This is a genomic window from Leisingera sp. F5, assembly GCF_001593695.1.
In genome coordinates this window covers 1-19223 of sequence record NZ_LUKH01000065.1, presented here as the reverse complement: position 1 = coordinate 19223, position 19223 = coordinate 1, and the positions used below count along the sequence as shown (strand labels likewise).

Sequence of the window (19223 nt, the reverse complement as noted above, 5' to 3'; positions counted from 1 at the left end):
GCACCGGGTCGTGCATGAGAGTGGCCAGCTCTCGATTTGGCTGCAGCGGGGCCTGACACGGATGGGACTGCGAGCGATCTGTATCGACGCCCGCAAGGCACATAAGAGCCTCTCGGCGCGGCCCAACAAGTCTGATGCCTCAGACGTGGAAGGGCTGGCGCAACTGGCGCGCACCGGCTGGTTCACGCCGGTTTATATCCGCAGTGAAGATGCCGACCGTTTGCGCTGCCTGATCGGTGCGCGCGAGCGGCTGATCCGGTTGCGCAAAGATCTGGAGGGGCACATCCGCGGTACCCTGAAAACCTTTGGCATCCGCATGACCGGTGTCGGTCAGGGCCGCCAGAGGCAGGCGTTCCGTGACCAGCTCGCAGTTGCAGGTGAAACCGATCCGATGCTGCGTGCCATAGCCGATGGCTTCATTGCAACCCACGCAACACTGTGCCAGGCGGCCGCCGATCTCGACAGTGCCGTGAAGAGACAGGCGCACGACAACCCAGTGGCTCGCCGCCTGATGACGATCCCGGGTGTCGGCCCGGTCGTGTCGCTGAACTTCATCGCTCTGATCGACGATCCGGGCAGGTTCCGCAAAGCATCGGATGTCGGCGCGTTCCTGGGGCTGACCCCGAAGCGGCACCAATCGGGCGAGATAGACTGGACCGGCCGCGTGTCGAAATGCGGTGACCGTGCGATGAGGCGCCTGCTGTTCGAAGCCGCCTCAAGCGTGATCCACCGGGTTCAGCGTTTCTCGGCACTGAAATCATGGGCGGTGCGGCTGGCCGCTCGACGCGGGTTTCGCAAGGCCGCCGTGGCCACCGCCCGCAAACTCGCCGTGCTGATGCTGACTCTGTGGAAGAGCGAAACCGATTACAATTGGACAAAGGAGGCGACCACCTGATCTGAGTTCCTGCCCCTGAATCTCCTCGCCGGACGGCAAGGAGCCAGGTCCCGACGGGACGGAGGTTGATCGATCTCGCGTTGAAGGTTGGGCGCGTGGGCCACAAGGCACCGCGTATCCCGCGAAAAACATTGGAGACGGTCTGCCAACGGATGCCATCATGAGGCGCACTACCCGCGACCTCGCAGAGAACCATGACCCCGAACGGACTACCGCTCACCCGATTGACAATACCGCAATCAGAGAACCTTTGACTTAGCAGACACCCAAGTCTGTCCTTTTTTGTGTAGGCGGTTAGCCTGGGTGCCGCGGCCCGGATGCCTCCTGGGCCGCTGTGAGCGCTCCGCACCATAATCCTGTTTATGTTAAATAAGTCAGTCTATCTGATCTAAATTGCGCCTGCTATGCCTGCGCCTGGCTTCATCTGCCCTTTAGCTCTTAGTGTCATGAAGAGATCAATCTAGAAGAATGCTGTATGAAGTGGTTCTTGCTGGAGCTGTCTAAGCAGTCCGCGGCTGCAGTGAAACTCGCTAAATATGACTCATCAAAAATGGTGCTGTGATCTTGGGATGCTCGAGCAAAACCATGCAGAGACTGAAAGCGCCATTTGGAGAAGCCGCCTTCAGGGGGCAGCAATCTACCAAAACTGGACATCAACTAGGGTTTGTTCAGTTTTGCTGACCGGGAGCGGGGGAAAAGGTGAGCATTCGGTTCCTTAGGGCGGTTACCGTCACAGCGGTGCTAGGAAGCCTGGCTGCACAAACCTGCGCCGAGCCGGTCCGGCCGGAGCTGGCAACTTTTGTTGTGAATCCTGTCCCTAGAAATTTAGGCTAACGGGTATTCAAAAATTACACGCCACCCCACATCTTTTCGGGAGTGACGTGTAAATTTTATGCCCGATGCGCTACCTGGTAGGCATTTCCTCCTTCAGCGCTCTGTACAAGCTGATCATCATGAGAAGTATCACAAAGGAGAACGGCAGAGCAGCGGCGATCGATGCTGTTTGCAGAGCAACAAGACCTCCCGCGACCAGCAGCACGCTGGCGACAACTCCCTCGGTAACGCCCCAGAAGACTCGGACCAAATGCGGTGGATGCTGGCTGCCCATCGCTAGCATGGTACAAATCACCAAGGTGCCGGAGTCCGACGAAGTGATGAAGTATGAGGCAATCAGGAAGGTGACAATTGCCGCAAAGGCAGTACCCCAGAGACCAACGTCCATGCCTTCAAGCGTTGCGTAAAGCGCCAGGGTCGGGCTTTCGTTCACGGCTTCGATGATACCGCCCGCGCCCTGCAACTCGATGCTGACCGCGTTGCCACCGAACATCGCCAACAGGAACATGGTCACCAGCGGCGGAACGATCAGCAAGGACACAACAAACTCGCGCAGTGTCCGCCCCTTGGACACACGGGCGATGAACAGGCCGACAAAGGGTGACCAGGCGATCCACCAGCCCCAATAGAATACGGTCCACCAGCCCTGCCAGTCGCGCCCCGCTTCTTCATCCACCCACAGCCCCATCGGCACAAAGTTCTGCACATAGTTGCCGATCAGATTGACGTATTGGCCGAGCAGATAGACCGTCGGACCCGCAAAAAGGAAGAAGGCAAGGATGGCAAAGGTCAGCCACATGTTCAGTTCACTGATGATGCGGATGCCTTTGGTCACGCCCGAGACGGCCGAGAGCGTGGCAATGCCTGTCACTACAGCAATCAGGATGATCTGATTGGTTGTCGAATAGGCGATCCCGGTAAGCAGGTTCAGCCCCGTGTTCATCTGCTGGACGCCCAGCCCCAATGTGGTGGCAACTCCAAAAATGGTGCCAAAGATCGCCAGCAGATCGACGGCATGGCCCCAGAACCCGTAGATCCGGTCGCCGATAAGCGGATAAAGGGTGGACCGCATCGAAAGCGGCAACCCTTTGCGGTAGGCGAAAAAGGCCAGAGACAAAGCAACAATCACGTAGACTGCCCAGCCGTGGACGCCCCAATGAAAGGCTGTAATCAACATTGCCGTGCTGGCGGCCAGCGCTGAGTTCGCCTCAGTTCCGGCCATTTCGATGAACGGGTTGCCCTGCAGGTGGTACATCGGCTCGGCGATACTCCAGAACAGCACGCCATTGCCCATGCCTGCGCTGAACAGCATGGCAAACCACGAGAAGTTGCCGAATTCCGGCCGGTCGCTGTCCTTGCCCAGCCGGATGTGGCCGTAGCGGCTGAAGGCCAGCCAGATGCTGAACAGCAGGAAGATGCTGATCATCAGGATGTAATACCAGCTAAGGGTGCTGGTGATCCACAGCTTGATCCCGTCGAACACGCCGGAGGCAAATTCGACATTGGCTACCGTGAACAGCACAAAGGCGATGACCATGAGTTTCGAGGCGATGCTCATCCGAGCGTGGACACCTTTCAACAGGCCAGCTCTGGCGACGGCGTTATAGGGGTAGTGGCCGTCAAAGCCCTGTTCGAGTGACATTGTTTCTCCCTGTTTTTGTGTTTCGGCTGGACCTGGGCGGGCCAGCCATGTCCCGGCCTCCCGAGCCGGCAACAGGCAATAGGTGTTCAGCCTGAGACCTTAGCGGAGCAGTGGGGAGGCAGGTAATGAGAACTGCAAATACCTGGATTAAGGATGCTTATGGCGCGCAGCTGCTAAGCGACCAGGATTTGCGGAAACTGTGCGGTGAACGGTCAAACTTACGCTTGAATCGCCTGGAGAAGTACGAGGCATTTTCAAAGCCGGAGGCCATGGCGACCTCGCGCACGCTTAGGTCGGTTTCGTTCAGCAAGGAAAAGGCCCGCTCCAGCCGCAGGCCGAAGTAGAACTGCCAGGGCGACTGCCCGACATATTTCTGGAACAGGCGCTCCAGTTGGCGGCGAGAGACAGCCAGCGCACTGGCAATTCTATCCATGTCCAGCGGCTCTTCCAGGTTCGCCTGCATCAAGCGCACGGCCCGGATCAGATTCTGATTGCGGCAGCCAAGCATTGATGACACCGGCGAAATCTGCCGCGACATGCCTGCTCCCGGGCGTTTGTGCAGGCACATGTCGGCAACGCAGGAAGCAAGGTAGGCCCCGCAGTGGGCCTCAATGATTTCAAGCATCATGTCAGTTGCGGCATGGCCACCACCACAGGTGTAGAGCCCGCGGTCGGATTCATAGAAGTTGCCGGACGGCTTGAGACAAGGAAACAGCTCGACAAAACCCGGGGCATTTTCCCAATGCAGAGTAAACCGCCGCCCGGTCAGAACACCTGTTGCCGCCAAAGCAAAGGCGCCGGTGCAGATGCTTCCAACGCTTGCACCATGCGCTTTCTGGCGACTGATCCAGCTGACAACCCGGCTGTCATAGGATTGCGCTGGCTCCGTCCCTGCGCAGACAAAGAGCGAAGCATTGCGGTCCAGGTCGACCAGCCCGGAATCAACCTGTATCGGAATGCCGTTCGAGCAGGTTACCGGAAGGCCATCCGGGCTGAGCGCATGCCATTCAAACAGCGCCTTCTGCGTTAGCTGATTGGCAATCCGCAGCGGTTCGATTGCGGCGCTGAAGGCCAGCATCGTAGTTTTGGGCAGCAGAAGAAAATGGAATTTCTTCGGTGGCGCGTCGCTGTCGAAGCGTACAGTGGCAGCGCCTTTCGGAAGGAAGCGGTTGTCTTGCATGGGCGGTCTCCAGGACATTAGAAAGCAAGCTTCTGTCCGGGTTTTGATATTCAGGCATTTCCAGGCACCGCGCCCGCGGGTGCGGTGTGTTGTTATTTCGGGACGGGGAAGGCCAGACGCAAATAGACCCATTTGGCGGCGCTTTCGCTGGTGCGCTGCGGATCCGGCGCCAGCGAAAGCAGGCTAATGGACCCAGCCAGGACAACCAAACAGGTCAGCCCTTGCAGCAGTATTCCGGCCTTCCCCCGCATCTTAGGCCTTGCCGCCGACGATGTTGTGCTCCGGGCCGTAGGGGAATCCGGTGATATTCTCGGCACCGTCTTCGCCGACGATCAGAATGTCATGCTCACGGTACCCGCCCGCGCCGGGCGTGCCCTCTGGCAGCATGACCATCGGCTCCATTGACACCACCATGCCAGGCTTCAGCTCGGTATCGATATCTTCGCGCAGTTCGACCCCGGCCTCGCGGCCGTAATAGTGGCTTAGCACACCAAAGCTGTGACCGTAGCCGAAGGAGCGGTACTTCAGCAGATCCCACTCCCGGTACATCTCATTCAGCTCCAATGCGATATCCTTGCACTTTGCACCGGGCTTGATCAGCTCCAGCCCCCGCTCATGCACGGCGACGTTCTTCTTCCAGATGTCCAGGCTGGCATCGTCCACATGGTCGCAGAACAAGGTCCGCTCCAGCGCAGTGTAGTAGCCAAAGATCATCGGAAAGGTGTTGAGGCTGAGGATATCGCCGGATTGAACAATTCGGTTGGTGACGGGGTTGTGGGCGCCGTCGGTGTTGATGCCGGACTGGAACCAGGTCCAGGTGTCCATCAGTTCAACAAAGGGGAACGAAGCTGCAATTTCACGGATCATCGCGTTGGTGCCGGCAATTGCCACTTCATGCTCGGCCACACCTGCCTGCACCGCATTGGCCACCGCTGCGCCGCCCACATCACAAATCCGCGCGCCTTCGCGGATCAGTTTCAGCTCCTCATCGGATTTGATCGTCCGCATCCACATGGAGGGGCCGGACACATCGACGAATTCCACATCCGGCAGCGCATCCTGCAGCGCTTGGCGATAGTCCAGCGACACGTGCTCGAACTCGATACCGACTCGCTTAGCACCCTTGGTCAGGTCCTGTACCGCCCGGTAGAAATTGTCGCGGCGCCAGTCTGTATAGGTGATGTTGTTTCCGAAGCTGCGGCGCCAGGGCTGGCCGCCATCAATGCCTGCGGAAATCGTGGTCGCATTCTTCTGGTCGATCACCATGCCGTACTTGCGCCCGAAGTAGCAGTACAGCCAGCCGGAATAATAGTTGATGCAGTGGTAGGAGGTAAACAGCGCCGCATCGACGTTCTGCTTTGCCATCCAGCCGCGCAGTTCGTCCTGGCGGCGTTTCATTTCCTGGTCAGAAAACGGTGAAAAGTCCTTCTCGCCATTATGCCATTCCATGACGTGGAGCATATCTTCAGACATGTTTGATCCTTTCTTCGGGGCCTGCCCCAGTCGGTAGCACCGAAGAAAGATTTCAAAAAATTAATAGATATGATCCCACCATAAAGATCCTAAATTCACCTACCCGGAAGTCGGCTTCAATGTTTTACGGAAGCCCCCAACGCCTCCGGCAATCTGTTCGATCAGTTTGAGTGCCGCTTCACTCTGGCGCACATGCTTGTAGAACAATCCGACATGAATTCGCGCCAGCTGCGGGAAGCCGATGTCCGGTGTCAGGATACGCATGCCCGGGAGCAGGGTCTTAGTTGTAAGGGCAGAAATGCCCCAGCCGCTGGCCACCGCGTTCTGCAGCGCCGAAATGCCGGGGCTTTCAAAAGCGATCCGCCATTTGCGCCCTTCGCCGTTCAGCGCTTCGATCACCCGGTCCCGGTAAACGCAGCCCTCCGGGTGCAGAACCAGCGGCAGCGGCTCATCCGGATTGAAATGGAAATCCTTGGCGCAAACCCATTTGGGACGCTCTGACCAGTAGTGCGAGACATAGGGCGCCGGCATTGTGTCGGTAATGGCAATTGTCATATCCAGCTCATCCGCATGCAGCTTGCTCAGCAGATCGCGGCTCCAATTGCAGCGGATGTCCAAGGTGACAGCCGGGTTTGCAACGACAAAGTCCGAAATGATGGTCTGAAAAAAACCGATCGCATAGTCAATCGGCAGGCCAACCCGCAGCACGCCCTGAATGCTGGAACGCGACATGTGAGCCATAGCACTGTCGTTTAGCCGAAGTATTTCGCGGGCATATCCGATCAGCGCATGGCCATCTTCCGTGAGCGTCAGCTCTTTGCCCTGATGCACGATCAGTTTGTGGCCGCTAAGCTCTTCCAGGCGGCGTATCTGCAAGGAAATCGCCGGCTGGGTTCGGCCAAGAGCCTTTCCGGTCTCAGTATAATTCCCAAGATCTACTGCCGTCACAAAGGTGCGCAGCAAGTCGGTTTGAAGATTGGTGAAGCTTCTAGCCATTTGCATTTCTTATTCGTGTATTGACACTATCAATTTCCCACATGCCTTCTCGGGAGTCAAAGTAAAGCGAGACTTAACTTTTCCGGATTGAGCCTACCCATGAAGAACGCCTCTGTTTTTGCCGCCGAGCTGCCCTGGCCCGAATACAAGTCCCGCGTGGCAGGCGGCAGCACCCCCATTCTGATCCCGATCGGATCAATGGAACAGCACGGGCATCACATGCCCATGCATGTGGATGTGCTGCTGCCGACCGAATTTGCACGCAGGGCGGCATCAGAGACCGGCAGCCTTGTCGCCCCGCCCTTCACCTATGGCTACAAATCGCACCAGAAATCCGGTGGCGGGAACTTCTTCCCGGGCACCACCAGCCTGGATGGCAGCAGCCTGGTCAACGCACTGAAGGACGTGATCAAGGAATTCGCCCGCCACGGCAACCGCCAGATCTGCCTGGTGAACGGTCATTTTGAGAATTCCTGGTTCATCGTGGAAGGAATCGACCTGGCCCTGCGGGAACTGCGCTGGGACGGCATCACCGATATGAAAATTGTGGTGCTGTCCTACTGGGATTTTGTCGGCGACGACTCGATCGCCAAGCTCTACCCGGACGGCTTCCTGGGCTGGGACATCGAACACGGCGGCGTGCTGGAAACCTCGCTGATGCTCAAGCTCTACCCGGATCTGGTGTGGCTGCAGGACGCCATCGACCACGCGCCGGCCGAATTCCCGCCTTATGACGTCTACCCCCCGCACGAGGACTGGACGCCCGCCACCGGCACCCTGTCCTCTCCCAAGGATGCCTCGGCCGAAAAGGGCGAGCTGCTCCTCAACGTCTGCACCGCAGGGATCGTCAAGGCGCTGCGGAAAGAATTCGGAGAACGCTCTCCGGCAAGCGCGGCGGCAACGGCTGCGCAATAGAACCAGCAAGGAGACTGACATGACTGCCAAACTCACCCATCCCACCCGGCGGGCGCTGCTGAAGTCGGCCGCAGGCGCGGCGCTCGCAACCCCGTTCCTGTCCATCCGGGCTGCGGCGGAAACCGTGAACTTGTCGATGCTGGCTTGGTACGGCCACGCGGAGCCTGATATCGTTGGCGAATTTGAAGAGCAGCACAATGTGAAGTTCACCCCGAAATACTACACCGGAGGCGACAACATGCTGGGCCTGATCGCCCAGTCGCCGCCGGGCACCTATGACGTCATCCTGTCCGATGCCGAATATGTGCAGCAGTTGAACGCGGCCGGCTACATTGAGGAACTGGACTCAAATGACTATGCCTTTGACGACTTCTTCCCGGAGTTCCAGCAATTCCCAGGCCACTGGAAAGACGGCAAGCTCTATTCAGTGATCACCCGGTTCGGCTTCCTGGGCATTTCCTATAACGCCGATGTGCTGAGCGAGAGCGATGCAGCCAGTTACAACATCTTCAGCGACAGCCGTCTGACCGGCAAGCTAGGCCACTTCGACTGGCACCTTCCAAACTTGGGGCAGATCAGCTTGCTGAACGGCAATTCCGATCCCTTCGACTTGAGTGACGAGGCTTGGCAGCAGGTGCAGGACAGCACCATGGCGCTGCGCGGCCAGGTGGGCGGATTCTTTGACTATGGCGGTACTTTCTCGTCGCTAAAGAACGGTCAGATGACTGCCTTTGCGGGCATTGGCGACTGGATCACCGGCGTGCTCGAAAAAAACGGCGCCAATGTGCGCACCGCCATTCCGGAGGAAGGCGGCCTGCAGTGGACCGAGAGCTTCTCGATCGGCAAGGGATCCCGCAACCAGGAGATGGCGCGCAAGTGGATTCAGTACATCACCTCGCCGGAAGGCCAGGCGAAATCGGCAGATATGGCGGCCTACCCGGCGCTGATCCCCAACAAGAAGGGCTGGGTCGTGCTGAATGAGGCGAACCCGGCCGAAGCCAAGAGGCAGAACATGGTGCTGGGCCAGCACAACGCCATGGACCTAATCCGCGAAGACCGCATCAAGTACCGCCAGCTGCCCGTGCAGCAAAGCCTGGAGGACTGGAACGACTTCTGGTCCGATTACAAAGGCGCCTAACCCCACCAGCACCGGAGCTGTCTCCTCCCCCGGCTACCGGTGCCCAACTGAAGGTCAGCTGCCTCCCGGCGCTGAAAGACCAATGAATACACGGCCGAATCTGTTTTCACTGACGTTCTCGCTGCCTCTACTTATCTGGCAGCTGGCCTTCTTTTTATTCCCCCTAGCGTTTCTGGTGGCGCTCAGTTTCTGGACAGTGCGGAATTTTCAAATGCAGCCCGATTTTGACACTGTGAACTGGGTCAAGATCTATTCCCGCAGCGTGTTCTGGGATGCCTACTTTAGGACCCTGCTGCTGGCTTCTGCCAGTGCGGTGCTGATCAGCTTGACGGCTTTCCCGGCGTCTTATGCGATCTCGTTCAAACTGGGAGAAAATGCGAAACGCTGGATGATCTTCTTCCTGATCATCCCTTTCTTCACCAGTTATCTGGTCCGGGTCTATTCGCTGCAGGTTTTCCTGTCCGACGCGGGCATCCTAAATGCCTTCCTGGGTTACTTTGGCCTCGGCCCGCATCCGATGCTCAACAACAGCTTTGGCACCCTCACCGGTTATGCCACCCTGTGCCTGCCGCTGGTAATCCTATTGCAGGTCTTCAGCCTGAATTTCGTGAACCGCGATCTGGTCGAGGCCGCCCACAACATGCGCTGCGGCCGCCTGCGGACGGTTCTGGAAGTGATCATCCCCTCCGCCAAAGCCGGTCTGGTGATCGCGGGCCTCTTCGCCTTCATCCTCAGCTTTGGCGACTTTGTGAGCCCCCTTTACCTGGGCGGAGGCAACCCGCCGACCCTTTCCATCATGATCACCGACATCACCAAATCCGGGCAGCAATGGCCGCGCGCCGCGGTAGTGGCTCTGACGATGATCGCCACACTCCTGACAGTAGCCTTTGCCGCCATCAAATTCGCTTACAGGGAGGCTGGCAAATGACCGGTAACCGCAACCCCCTTATCGACGGCCTTCTGAAGCTGCATATCACGCTGTGCCTGATCTTCATCTTTGCTCCGATTGCCGGCAGCTTTGTTTTCTCACTAAACTCGGACCGCTTCCCTTCGCTGCCGCTAGGCTCGTTCTCAACTGAATGGTACCGGCTAATCTGGGAAGATCCGCTGGTCTGGGCCGGCTTCTTCAACACTCTGCTGGTTGGCGCCTGCGTTGCAGCGATTGCCACGCTGCTGGGATTTGGCGGCGCCTACACCGACTTCCGCTACAAGTTCTTCGGCAAAACCGCCTATCTGGCCCTGGCCCTGCTGCCGCCCACCATCCCGGTGGTAATTATGGGCCTGGCGATGCTGGCCTTCCTGTCCCGTATCAGCCTTTCCGGCAACGTGGTCTCAGTCATTATTGCCCACGGCGTGATGTGCAGCCCCTTTGCCATGGCCATCATCCGATTGCGCCTGTCGCAGATGGACCCGGATCTAGAAGCCGCAGCCTGGAACCTGGGCGGCAATGAATGGGTGACCATGCGCCATGTGATCATCCCCTTCACCAAACCCGCAATCTATGCCGCCTTGTTCATCACCATGGCCGTGTCCTTTGACGAGTTCGCGGTGGCCTGGTTCGTATCGGGCCTAAACGAGACCCTACCAGTCAAGGTTCTGGGCTTCCTCCAGGGTCAGGTCAGCCCCCGGATCAATGCCATCGGCTCGCTCGCCTTTGTCAGCTCAATCTCCTTCATCGTGATTGCCCAGCTTCTGATGCGCAATCCAAACGCCAAGACCACTTAACACACAGGACAGAGCCATGCTGGATACTCCAATCGTGCATTTTGACAACGTTGTTAAAAAGTTCGGCAGCTTCACCGCTGTTGAAAAGGCCGACTTCCAGATCGCCCGCGGCGAATTTCTGGCGATCATGGGCTCTTCGGGCTGCGGCAAGACAACCACCTTGCGGATGCTGGCCGGACTGGAGGATCCGACCGAAGGCAGCATTTTGCTGGACGGGGAGAAGATCAACGGCAAGCCGACCTGGGACCGGGACACGCCGATGGTCTGGCAGAGCCTAGCCCTGTTCCCTTTCCTTACAGTGCAGGAGAATGTCGAATTCAGCCTTAAGATGCGCAAAGTGCCCAAGGGTGAACGGCGTGAGCGGGCCCGCAAGTGGCTGGACCGGCTTGGTATCCTGGAGTTTTCTGACCGCAATATCTCGCAGCTGTCCGGCGGCCAGCGCCAGCGAGTCGCTCTCGCCCGATCGCTGGTAACCGAACCTAAGATCCTGCTACTGGACGAGCCGCTTTCCGCTCTTGACGCCCACTTGAAAGTCCGCATGCAATCAGTTCTTTCGAGCCTGCAAAAGGATCTGGGCATCACTTTCGTCTACGTGACCCATTCGATGTCCGAGGCCTTCTCCATGGCCGACCGGGTGGTGATCATGAGCCGCGGTAAGATTGAACAGATCGGCACGCCCGAGGAAATATACCGCGAACCACACAACCGCTTTGTTGCGGAATTCCTAGGCTCATCCAATGTGTTTGCCGGCAGCCTTAAATCCAGCGGAAACGACGTGTGGCAAGTTGAAACAGAGCACTCGTTATTCACATTGAAAGCGCCTTCAGAAGTGCAAAAGGCCGAAGGATCTCAGGTGGCTTTCGCAGTGAGTTCTGAGAACATGTCCTTGGCCGCCACTGGGACGCCATGGGCAGGGAACTGCATTGAAGCCACGGTCGTTGGCGGTGAGTTTGCGGGAGCCTCTGCCACTGTCTTCCTAGAAACGGATCAAGGCCAGGAACTTAAAGTGCAAAAAAGGCATGACGAACTTAAGACGGTAGACATCAGAGCTGGACAGAAGCTTTTGGTTCACTGGCAACCGGAGCATTGTCACGTTCTACCAGGCGAATGAACAGTCTAACGCGTTCGCTGTGAAGGTCTTCATCTTGCTCTGATCAGAGGCCTGTTTACTCTTGCAGAAAATAGCTGGAAGTTGGCCGTCTTTCTTGGACGCCCAGAGAGGGTGCCGTTCGTTGTCTGCCCCCTCAACAGGGCTGTCTGCCGGCGCCCGCCGCGAGATGGACTCGCCGCGGAGGTAACCGCAGGCGCTACGCTGCCGCAAGGCCGGTTGGATCGAGCAGCAACGTTTACTGAAGGGTTCTATGGGAAAAAACGCCAGAACAGGCTGCCTAATCAATAGCCAAAGCGGTCCGGTATTCTTCCGAGGTGATCCAGCTGCCGAGCCGGTCGAGAATTCCGTCAAGCGTTGCAAGCTCCTGTTCCGACAGAGGTTCAGTCAGAATTACCTCAAGACGGTCAGATAACTGGCGGGCGATGCGACGGATATTTTGCCCTTTGGGCGTTGTAGTCAGCAGAAACACCCGGGCGTCTTCGAGAGAGTTCTCCCTCACAATCAGGCCGTCGCCCAACAGGGTTCGAATGATCCTCGACGTCAGGCTGCGTTCCAATCCCGTCGCCTTGGCGATTTCCGCAAATGTGGTGCCAGGTGTATCGTCAATTAGCCTTAAAACCCGCAATTCCCGGATCCGGAAGCCCGTTTCGCGCCAGAATATCTCGTCATTGGCAGCGATCGCTTCCTGCGCCACGAGCTCGAGCCGGTAGGTCAATCTTTCGTTCCTGAAGGCTTTTTTCATCTTCATCTGGATCCGTTATTTACTGAGCCGCGGTGCAGGAAAGGTATCAAGCGATACCCTGATTTCACCAAGCAATAATCTTAAGCTACAACCAGTTTGCAAATTCAATCTCACAGCGCAACCATCTTGCCTTGAGATATAATGGAGACCCGTCGCATGTTTGCAGAGTGGTATAGCATCCAGAAGCCCATTTCTGAGAGCTGGCTGCACGATCTTCACAGTCATCCCGAAACTGGCTTCGAAGAAACCAGGACCGCTGCCTTCGTAGCCAGCCGTCTAGCGGAAATCGGCTATGAAGTCGCCACTGGCCTAGGCGGCACTGGCGTCGTCGGAACCCTGCACGGTGCAGGCGCCAGTGATGCTGCACCGGGCCGCCGCATCGGCTTTCGCGCCGAACTGGATGCGCTGCCGATGGCAGAAGAGGCGGACGTGCCTTACCGTTCAAAAGTGGAGGGGAGGTTCCACGGCTGCGGCCATGACGGCCACACCGTCACCGCGCTCACTGCGGCGGCCTATCTGGCGCACAGCCCAGATTTCGAAGGCACCGTGCATTTCATCTTCCAGCCTGCCGAGGAATTGCTGACCGGTGCCCGCGCAATGCTGGCCGACGGCCTGTTCGAGCGCTTTCCCTGCGACGAGATCTACGCCCTGCACAACCTGCCCGGCCTGCCGGCGGGCAAAGTCGGCATACCATCAGCTGCAGCAATGGCCTCAGCTGACAATATCGACGTCACCATTCGCGCCAATGGTGCCCACGGCTCGATGCCCCATACCGGAGAGGACGCCATCGCGGCGGCCGCGGCATTTATCGGTATGGTACAGCAAACGTCAACCCGGATCATCGATGCGCGGGAAGCTGGTGTGATCTCTTTTGGCGTTCTCACGGGGGGCACGGCTCGTAATGTGTTGCCTGCAGAGGTCTCCATCGAAGGCACAATGCGCACCAACGCGCCCGAGGTACACGACAGGCTGGCCACCCTGCTTCAGGAAGCCGCCACTGCGGCCGAGCACCTCTACGGCGTCGCGGTAGAGCTTCAGGTCACCAAAGTTGCTCCTGTTACTTTCAACAATAGTGAAGCCGTCGCCGCGGTGACGGTCTCGGCCAGACGGGTCGCCGGTGCAGACAAGGTCATTACGGATGCCCGCAACCTGATGGCCTCCGAGGATTTCTCGGAATTTCTGAACCGGGTGCCGGGCAGCTACTTCTTCATTGGACAGGATGGACGTGCGCCGCACCACCCCGAATTCGTATTTGACCCGGCGGTCATTCCGCTCGGCGCTGCGATTTTTGCCGACCTGGCCAAAAGCCGGACCCGCGGGGTGCCCGATCCGCATCCGCAAGCCTGAATAACCACGATCATTCATCCAAGGGAGGAAACAAATGATCAACCCTGCCATCAAACTGCTCAAAGGCGCGGCCGCTGCTGCCGCAATCCTGACCGCAACGGTTCAAGCCGCCAGCGCGGAAACGCTGACGATGTCGTCCTGGGTGCCGCCAACCCATTTCGTGCATACCGACTTTCTCGTGCCCTTCACCGAAAAGGTCGCCGAGGTCACCGAAGGCCGTGTCACCGTAACCATCCTGCCCGCGCCGCTGGCCAGCCCGCCGCAGCACTGGGAGTTGGCCCGCAATGGCGTCGCTGACATCACTTGGGGTAATTTCACTTACGAGCCGGAGCGTTTCGTACCGCTGTGGTTCGCGGAATTCCCCAACGCCGGCACCAACGCCGAGGCACAAAGCCGGGCGCTGTGGCAAACCTACGAGAAGTTTCTGGCCGGCAATCCTGCTTTTGATGGGGTCAAGATGCTGGCCGTAGGCATGTTTGGAGGCGGGCAGCTGCACCACGGCAGCGCCGCTGTGACCACACCCGAGGATGTGAGCGGCCAGAAGTTCCGCATGGGTGGCCCGATCCAGGAGCAGCTGCTGACCAAACTTGGGGCCGTTCCGGTCGCGGCGCCCGCCACCAAAGCCTACGAAATGCTGGAAAGCGGCGTCATCGATGGCTCGCTGCACACCATGGAATCTGTGGTCAACTTCAGGCTCGAGGACAGCCTCAAGCATCATACAATTTTTCCGAACGGATTCTATGACGCAACCTTCTTCGTAATCATGAATGGCGCCAAATGGGACCGGCTCAGCGATGCCGACAAAACGGCGATCGAAGCCGTCACTGGTGAGGCCCTGTCGGCTGCATGGGGCAAGAACTTCGATCACCAGAACCCAGCCGCATCAGAGAAGCTGGCCGCTGAAGGTCACGAAATTGCCGAAGCCGCACCTGAGCTGATTACCGCTGTGAACAGTATCTACGACGAGATGGTGTCGGAGTGGACCGAAAAGGCAAAGGCTGCCGGCGTGGAAGACCCGGCTGCGATGCTGGGCTTCTACAGAGAGACCTACGCCGAATTGGCTGCAGAATAACCCTCTCCGGGCAAACCACTCGGGGACGGTGCGGCCGTCCCCCCTTTCTGCAAGAGGAGGCCGCAGGATGCGTGCTTTAGCTTTGAAAATCCGCCGGACAGTAGAAACGGCAATGGCACTGTTTCTGCTGGCCATGGTGGCCCTCACCTTCACCGATGTGATCGGACGGCGCCTGTTCGGCGAACCGGTTTACGGTGCAAATGACATCACCGAACACCTGATGGCGCTGGTAGTCTTTGCCGGCCTGCCTTTGGTGACCGCCGCGGGGGCGCATCTGACAATCGATCTTCTCGACAAACTGTTGGACCGCCCTGGGTTGGCATGGTGGCGTGTGCTGACCGGGCTTCTGGTGGCAGCTGTGCTCGGTCTGATGGCCTGGTTGTTCGTAAAGCACGGCCTCAATGCCTCGAGCATTTCTGAAGTCAGTCAAGCGCTCAGGGTGCCGCGCGCACCGCTCTATTTCTTCATGGCACTGAGCTGCGCGCTGTCTGCACTGGCCGCCTTTGCCGTGGTCCTCGGCAGCCCGCTGGCCGACGCCGAAAACACCCATAAGGAGGAAGTGTTATGATTGCCGGTTCTCTATCCATGGCTGCGGCCATCCTGCTTGCCTTCCTCAGGATCCCGCTGGCCTTTTCGCTGCTCGCTGTTTCGGTCATAGGTATCGGGTTGGCGATCAACTGGAACATTGCGCTGCAGCTGGTGCCGCTGACGATCTCAGACGCGGTGCTATCTTATGACCTTGCCGTAGTGCCTATGTTCATCCTGATGGGCAACGTCATTTCCAAGACCGGCATCGCCCACGATCTGTTCCGCGCCGCCTATGCCTTTGTGGGCAACGTGCGCGGCGGGCTGGCGCTTTCCGCCATGGCCGCCTGCTCCGGCTTCTCTGCTGTCTGCGGTTCCAGCTATGCCACCGCAGCCACCATGGCCAAGGTGTCCTATCCGAGCATGAAAAAATACGGCTACTCCGACGAGCTGGCCGCCGGCACCATTGCCGCCGGCGGCACACTCGGCATCCTGATCCCGCCCTCGATCATCATGGTGGTCTACGGAATTCTGACCCAGACCAACATCGGCGACTTGTTTATCGCCGGAGTGGTGCCGGGGCTGATCGGTCTGGCCGCCTACATGGTGGCGATCCGCATCGTTGCGGCTCTTGACCCAAGCCATGCGCCGCGCGGGGAAAGCACCCCCTGGCCGGAAAAGCTCCGGGCGCTGTCCGGCGTCTGGCCTTTCCTGCTGCTGTTTGGGCTGATCATCGGCGGGCTGTATGCCAAGCTGTTCACCCCCACTGAGGCCGCTGGCATGGGAGCTGGTCTTGCCATCCTGATAGCGGCTTTTCACGGGCGGCTCGGCTGGAGCGTGTTGCGCACCATTATCATTGATACCGCCTATACCTCGGTATCGCTTTACACTGTGCTTTTCGGCGCACTGATGCTGTCCAAGCTGCTCACTCTGTCTGGGCTTGCCGCGGGTGTTTTGGGGCTGGTCGAGTCGACCGGGCTCGAAGGCATCGCGCTGATTTTCGCTATCATGGCGGTGTTCCTTGTGCTGGGCTGCGTGATGGATTCTATGGCCATCATTCTGATCTTCGTGCCGCTGTTCGCACCGGTGGTGGTTTCTCAAGGCTTTGATCTGGTCTGGTTCGGCATCATTGTGATCGTGGTGACCGAAATCGCCCTTGTCACGCCGCCCGTCGGTATGAACGTCTTTGTTCTCAAGGCCGTGCTGCCGGAAGTCCCGGTGGTAAAGATCTTCAGGGGGCTGGTGCCGTTCATCATCGCCGATGTAGCCAGGCTGGCTCTGCTGATCGCCTTCCCTGCCCTGACCCTTTGGCTGGGAAGCACGGTAGGGTAAACTCCGAGACCCGTTCAGGTTCCCATTGCCTGAACGGGGCTTTTATTGTGGAAACTGCCGCAGGCCGGCCGCCAGCATTGCAGCAATGTCAGCTCGAGGCACCGAGGTCTCTGCACAGCGAGAACAGCCCCGCACGCGAATTGATCCCCAGCTTGGCATAGGCGCGCTTACGGTAGGTGATCACGGTGTTGGGCGCGACCTCCAGAGCCGCTGCGATCACCTCCGCCTTCTGCCCCGCCAGAACACCCAGGCAGACCGCCCGCTCCCGCTCACTCAACGCGTCCAGAGCCGGTGGAGTGGCGCTGCCGGCGGTACTTTCGAAATGCATCAGCGCCAACCGGCCTGCAATTCGCGCTAAATCCGCGTCGCAGTCCGGCTGTGCCCCGCCCGTCTGGTACAGGCTTACGAAAAGTCTCAGCCGCACTCCGGCGGCCAGCACAGTGGTCTTGGCCCGCAGCCCCGGCGTGTCAAAGAATATCCGCCGGTAGTCGCTGCCCATCGTTTCGGCAATCGTCTCCAGCCGCCTCAGCCGGACTGCGCCTGGCTGCGCCTGCATCAGTTCAGGTAAAAGCGGATCCTGCATATACCAGCCATCCAGATATTGCGCTGACAGTTCCTCGGCTAGCGCTGCACTTCGGTAATGGCGCGAGAACAGGCAGCGCGCATTCCCTTCAGTGATCGCAAATACCATGACCTGATCGGCCCCCAACGTTTCCATGAACTCTGAAAACGCCGGCGCAAAGCCGCCGCTGCCCAGCAGTGCAAGACAAGTATCGATATGCCGGATACAGGATGCCATCGCCACAAGCTATCATGTCCCCCCTCAAGGAGGACAGACAGGACACCTGCCGGGCAGCTATGTTTTTTCCAAGCAAGGAGGAACTTACTTATGAGACCGGCAGGCCGCGGCGACACCGACTCGCTCTACTTCACGTACCCGCATTTTGATCCGCCGGAATACTGTAGCAGGCTATCAGATGATGTTCCGGTCGCAATCGTGGGTGCCGGTCCTGTGGGCATGACAGCAGCACTCGCACTGGCCCGCCACGGCGTGCCATCGGTGCTGTTCGACGCCAAATCCACCTTCAACGACGGCAGCCGCGCCATCTGTGTCGCCCGCCACAGTTTTCGCATCTTCGAGCGCATCGGCGCAGTAACGCCCTTCCTGGAAAAAGCGCTACCCTGGACCACAGGGCGCAGTTTCTACCGCGGCCGCCAGATCCTCGAGTTCGCAATGCCGGACAGCCCGGCCGAGAAGTACCGGCCGATGTACAACATCCAGCAGCAGTACATCGAGCAGTATCTTTGGGACGCCATCGCCCGCGAGCCGCTGATCGAAACCCGCTGGCAAAGCCGGATCACCGGAGCCAGTGATACCCGCGATGGCGTCACCCTAACGGTCGAAGACCCGCACGGCATCTATACGCTCAACGCGGCTTGGGTGCTGGCCGCAGACGGCGCCCGCAGTGCCATCCGCAAACTGCGCGGCCTTCGCCTGAAAGGTGAGAACTACGAGGGCCGCTATGTCATCGCCGATGTGCAGATGAAGCACGATTACCCAACCATCCGCCGGGCACTGTTTGACCCTGACTGCCGCCGCGGCGGTACAGTCCTGGTACACAAGCAGCCAGATGATATCTGGCGCATCGACTACCAGCTTCACGACGGCGAGGATGAGAAGAAAGCCATCCGCGAGGAGACTGTGCGCGCCTCGGTCAGCGCAGTGCTGCGGGAGATTGGCCATGACGGCGACTGGGAGCTGGAATGGTGGAGCGTCTATTCCGCCAACACGCTGGCGCTTGATGATTATCGTGACGGACGCGTGTTCTTCGTCGGCGACAGCGCCCATATCGTGCCGATCTTCGGCGTGCGCGGCCTGAACAACGGCTTGGCCGACGCCTATGACATCGCATGGAAACTGGCCTGGGTGCTGCAAGGAAAAGCCGGGACAGCGCTTTTGGACAGCTACACGCCGGAACGCCGCGGCGCGACGCTGGATGTCTTCGCCAATGCATCCAAGTCGGCCCGGTTCATGACCCCGCCCAGCCCCGGCTGGCAGTTGATGCGAGACACGGCGCTGAACCTCGCGCTAAGCCATCCGTTCGCAGGCGAGCTGGCCAACCCCCGGCAGATGACTCCCTACAGTTATGCCGCCAGCCCCGCCGTCTGGGCCGACGATACGGGCTTCGAAGGTGGCCCGGTTATTACTGATTGTATTATTCAGCGCCCCCCTCAAGTAAGGTATGTATGCATACCTTTCCGGTTGGCCAGCGCATTCATGTTGTTACTACTGGTT

17 protein-coding genes are annotated in these 19223 nt (G+C 58.8%); 11 read left to right on the top strand and 6 right to left on the bottom strand.

Annotated elements, in window-relative coordinates; genetic code table 11:
• Positions 1-895: IS110 family transposase (locus A2I95_RS23100; RefSeq protein ID WP_291733619.1), on the top strand; the 895-nt coding region annotated here is incomplete at its 5' end.
• Between the two features lie 904 nt (positions 896-1799).
• On the opposite strand, the gene A2I95_RS23095 is transcribed toward A2I95_RS23100, so the two are convergent.
• The 4 genes from A2I95_RS23095 to A2I95_RS23080 all read right to left on the bottom strand — a co-directional run bounded on the left by A2I95_RS23095 (position 1800) and on the right by A2I95_RS23080 (position 7020).
• The gene (locus A2I95_RS23095) at positions 1800-3371 is read right to left on the bottom strand and encodes a BCCT family transporter (protein WP_291733617.1); all 1572 of its coding nucleotides are present in this window, start codon (positions 3369-3371) and stop codon (positions 1800-1802) included.
• Positions 3372-3528: 157 nt separating this feature from the next.
• A complete protein-coding gene (locus tag A2I95_RS23090; protein WP_291733615.1) occupies positions 3529-4551 on the bottom strand; it encodes a GlxA family transcriptional regulator in 1023 nt (340 codons plus the stop codon).
• 252 nt (positions 4552-4803) lie between these two features.
• Positions 4804-6024, bottom strand: coding sequence for a M24 family metallopeptidase (locus tag A2I95_RS23085; RefSeq protein ID WP_291733613.1), 1221 nt, complete (start codon positions 6022-6024; stop codon positions 4804-4806).
• Between the two features lie 99 nt (positions 6025-6123).
• Positions 6124-7020 carry a LysR substrate-binding domain-containing protein gene (locus A2I95_RS23080; protein WP_291733612.1) on the bottom strand — a complete coding sequence of 299 codons (897 nt, stop codon included), beginning with the start codon at positions 7018-7020 and terminating at the stop codon, positions 6124-6126.
• Between the two features lie 99 nt (positions 7021-7119).
• Here A2I95_RS23080 and A2I95_RS23075 point away from each other — a divergent pair, with 99 nt between their 5' ends.
• The 5 genes from A2I95_RS23075 to A2I95_RS23055 all read left to right on the top strand — a co-directional run bounded on the left by A2I95_RS23075 (position 7120) and on the right by A2I95_RS23055 (position 11909).
• On the top strand, positions 7120-7935 hold the full coding sequence (locus tag A2I95_RS23075) for a creatininase (protein ID WP_291733611.1): 816 nt from the start codon (positions 7120-7122) through the stop codon (positions 7933-7935).
• A gap of 19 nt (positions 7936-7954) precedes the next feature.
• Entirely contained in the window at positions 7955-9073 is a 1119-nt protein-coding gene (locus A2I95_RS23070; RefSeq protein ID WP_291733609.1) for a spermidine/putrescine ABC transporter substrate-binding protein, read from the top strand.
• Between the two features lie 82 nt (positions 9074-9155).
• Positions 9156-10001 (top strand): ABC transporter permease, encoded by an 846-nt coding sequence (locus A2I95_RS23065; protein WP_291733607.1) that lies wholly within the window; start codon positions 9156-9158, stop codon positions 9999-10001.
• Entirely contained in the window at positions 9998-10798 is an 801-nt protein-coding gene (locus A2I95_RS23060) for an ABC transporter permease (RefSeq protein WP_291733604.1), read from the top strand. Before A2I95_RS23065 ends, A2I95_RS23060 begins: the two co-directional genes overlap by 4 nt.
• Positions 10799-10814: 16 nt before the next feature.
• Positions 10815-11909 carry an ABC transporter ATP-binding protein gene (locus tag A2I95_RS23055; RefSeq protein ID WP_291733603.1) on the top strand — a complete coding sequence of 365 codons (1095 nt, stop codon included), beginning with the start codon at positions 10815-10817 and terminating at the stop codon, positions 11907-11909.
• A gap of 277 nt (positions 11910-12186) precedes the next feature.
• Here A2I95_RS23055 and A2I95_RS23050 read toward each other — a convergent pair whose 3' ends face one another.
• The gene (locus A2I95_RS23050; RefSeq protein WP_291733602.1) at positions 12187-12657 is read right to left on the bottom strand and encodes a MarR family winged helix-turn-helix transcriptional regulator; all 471 of its coding nucleotides are present in this window, start codon (positions 12655-12657) and stop codon (positions 12187-12189) included.
• 150 nt (positions 12658-12807) lie between these two features.
• On the opposite strand from A2I95_RS23050, the gene A2I95_RS23045 reads away from it, so the two are divergent.
• The 4 genes from A2I95_RS23045 to A2I95_RS23030 all read left to right on the top strand — a co-directional run bounded on the left by A2I95_RS23045 (position 12808) and on the right by A2I95_RS23030 (position 16927).
• Positions 12808-13998, top strand: coding sequence for an amidohydrolase (locus tag A2I95_RS23045; protein ID WP_291733600.1), 1191 nt, complete (start codon positions 12808-12810; stop codon positions 13996-13998).
• Positions 13999-14032: 34 nt separating this feature from the next.
• Positions 14033-15070 (top strand): TRAP transporter substrate-binding protein, encoded by a 1038-nt coding sequence (locus A2I95_RS23040; RefSeq protein WP_291733599.1) that lies wholly within the window; start codon positions 14033-14035, stop codon positions 15068-15070.
• A 112-nt stretch (positions 15071-15182) separates the two neighbouring features.
• Entirely contained in the window at positions 15183-15638 is a 456-nt protein-coding gene (locus tag A2I95_RS23035) for a TRAP transporter small permease (protein WP_291733597.1), read from the top strand.
• On the top strand, positions 15635-16927 hold the full coding sequence (locus A2I95_RS23030; protein WP_291733596.1) for a TRAP transporter large permease: 1293 nt from the start codon (positions 15635-15637) through the stop codon (positions 16925-16927). The genes A2I95_RS23035 and A2I95_RS23030 overlap by 4 nt, the downstream gene beginning before the upstream one ends.
• Before the next feature lie 88 nt (positions 16928-17015).
• Here A2I95_RS23030 and A2I95_RS23025 read toward each other — a convergent pair whose 3' ends face one another.
• Positions 17016-17726 (bottom strand): helix-turn-helix transcriptional regulator, encoded by a 711-nt coding sequence (locus A2I95_RS23025; RefSeq protein ID WP_291733594.1) that lies wholly within the window; start codon positions 17724-17726, stop codon positions 17016-17018.
• On the opposite strand from A2I95_RS23025, the gene A2I95_RS23020 reads away from it, so the two are divergent.
• Positions 17706-19223, top strand: a 1518-nt coding sequence (locus tag A2I95_RS23020) for an FAD-dependent monooxygenase (protein WP_367152302.1), incomplete at its 3' end; no start/stop codon positions are given. The two genes, A2I95_RS23025 and A2I95_RS23020, sit on opposite strands and share 21 nt — an antisense overlap.

What these genes read in the sequence shown, in the direction of transcription:
- A2I95_RS23095 (WP_291733617.1), bottom strand. Translation starts at nt 3,371, where the DNA reads ATGTCACTCGAACAGGGCTTTGACGGCCACTACCCCTATAACGCCGTC.
- A2I95_RS23090 (WP_291733615.1), bottom strand. Translation starts at nt 4,551, where the DNA reads ATGCAAGACAACCGCTTCCTTCCGAAAGGCGCTGCCACTGTACGCTTC.
- A2I95_RS23085 (WP_291733613.1), bottom strand. Translation starts at nt 6,024, where the DNA reads ATGTCTGAAGATATGCTCCACGTCATGGAATGGCATAATGGCGAGAAG.
- A2I95_RS23080 (WP_291733612.1), bottom strand. Translation starts at nt 7,020, where the DNA reads ATGGCTAGAAGCTTCACCAATCTTCAAACCGACTTGCTGCGCACCTTT.
- A2I95_RS23075 (WP_291733611.1), top strand. Translation starts at nt 7,120, where the DNA reads ATGAAGAACGCCTCTGTTTTTGCCGCCGAGCTGCCCTGGCCCGAATAC.
- A2I95_RS23070 (WP_291733609.1), top strand. Translation starts at nt 7,955, where the DNA reads ATGACTGCCAAACTCACCCATCCCACCCGGCGGGCGCTGCTGAAGTCG.
- A2I95_RS23065 (WP_291733607.1), top strand. Translation starts at nt 9,156, where the DNA reads ATGAATACACGGCCGAATCTGTTTTCACTGACGTTCTCGCTGCCTCTA.
- A2I95_RS23060 (WP_291733604.1), top strand. Translation starts at nt 9,998, where the DNA reads ATGACCGGTAACCGCAACCCCCTTATCGACGGCCTTCTGAAGCTGCAT.
- A2I95_RS23055 (WP_291733603.1), top strand. Translation starts at nt 10,815, where the DNA reads ATGCTGGATACTCCAATCGTGCATTTTGACAACGTTGTTAAAAAGTTC.
- A2I95_RS23050 (WP_291733602.1), bottom strand. Translation starts at nt 12,657, where the DNA reads ATGAAGATGAAAAAAGCCTTCAGGAACGAAAGATTGACCTACCGGCTC.
- A2I95_RS23045 (WP_291733600.1), top strand. Translation starts at nt 12,808, where the DNA reads ATGTTTGCAGAGTGGTATAGCATCCAGAAGCCCATTTCTGAGAGCTGG.
- A2I95_RS23040 (WP_291733599.1), top strand. Translation starts at nt 14,033, where the DNA reads ATGATCAACCCTGCCATCAAACTGCTCAAAGGCGCGGCCGCTGCTGCC.
- A2I95_RS23035 (WP_291733597.1), top strand. Translation starts at nt 15,183, where the DNA reads ATGGCACTGTTTCTGCTGGCCATGGTGGCCCTCACCTTCACCGATGTG.
- A2I95_RS23030 (WP_291733596.1), top strand. Translation starts at nt 15,635, where the DNA reads ATGATTGCCGGTTCTCTATCCATGGCTGCGGCCATCCTGCTTGCCTTC.
- A2I95_RS23025 (WP_291733594.1), bottom strand. Translation starts at nt 17,726, where the DNA reads ATGGCATCCTGTATCCGGCATATCGATACTTGTCTTGCACTGCTGGGC.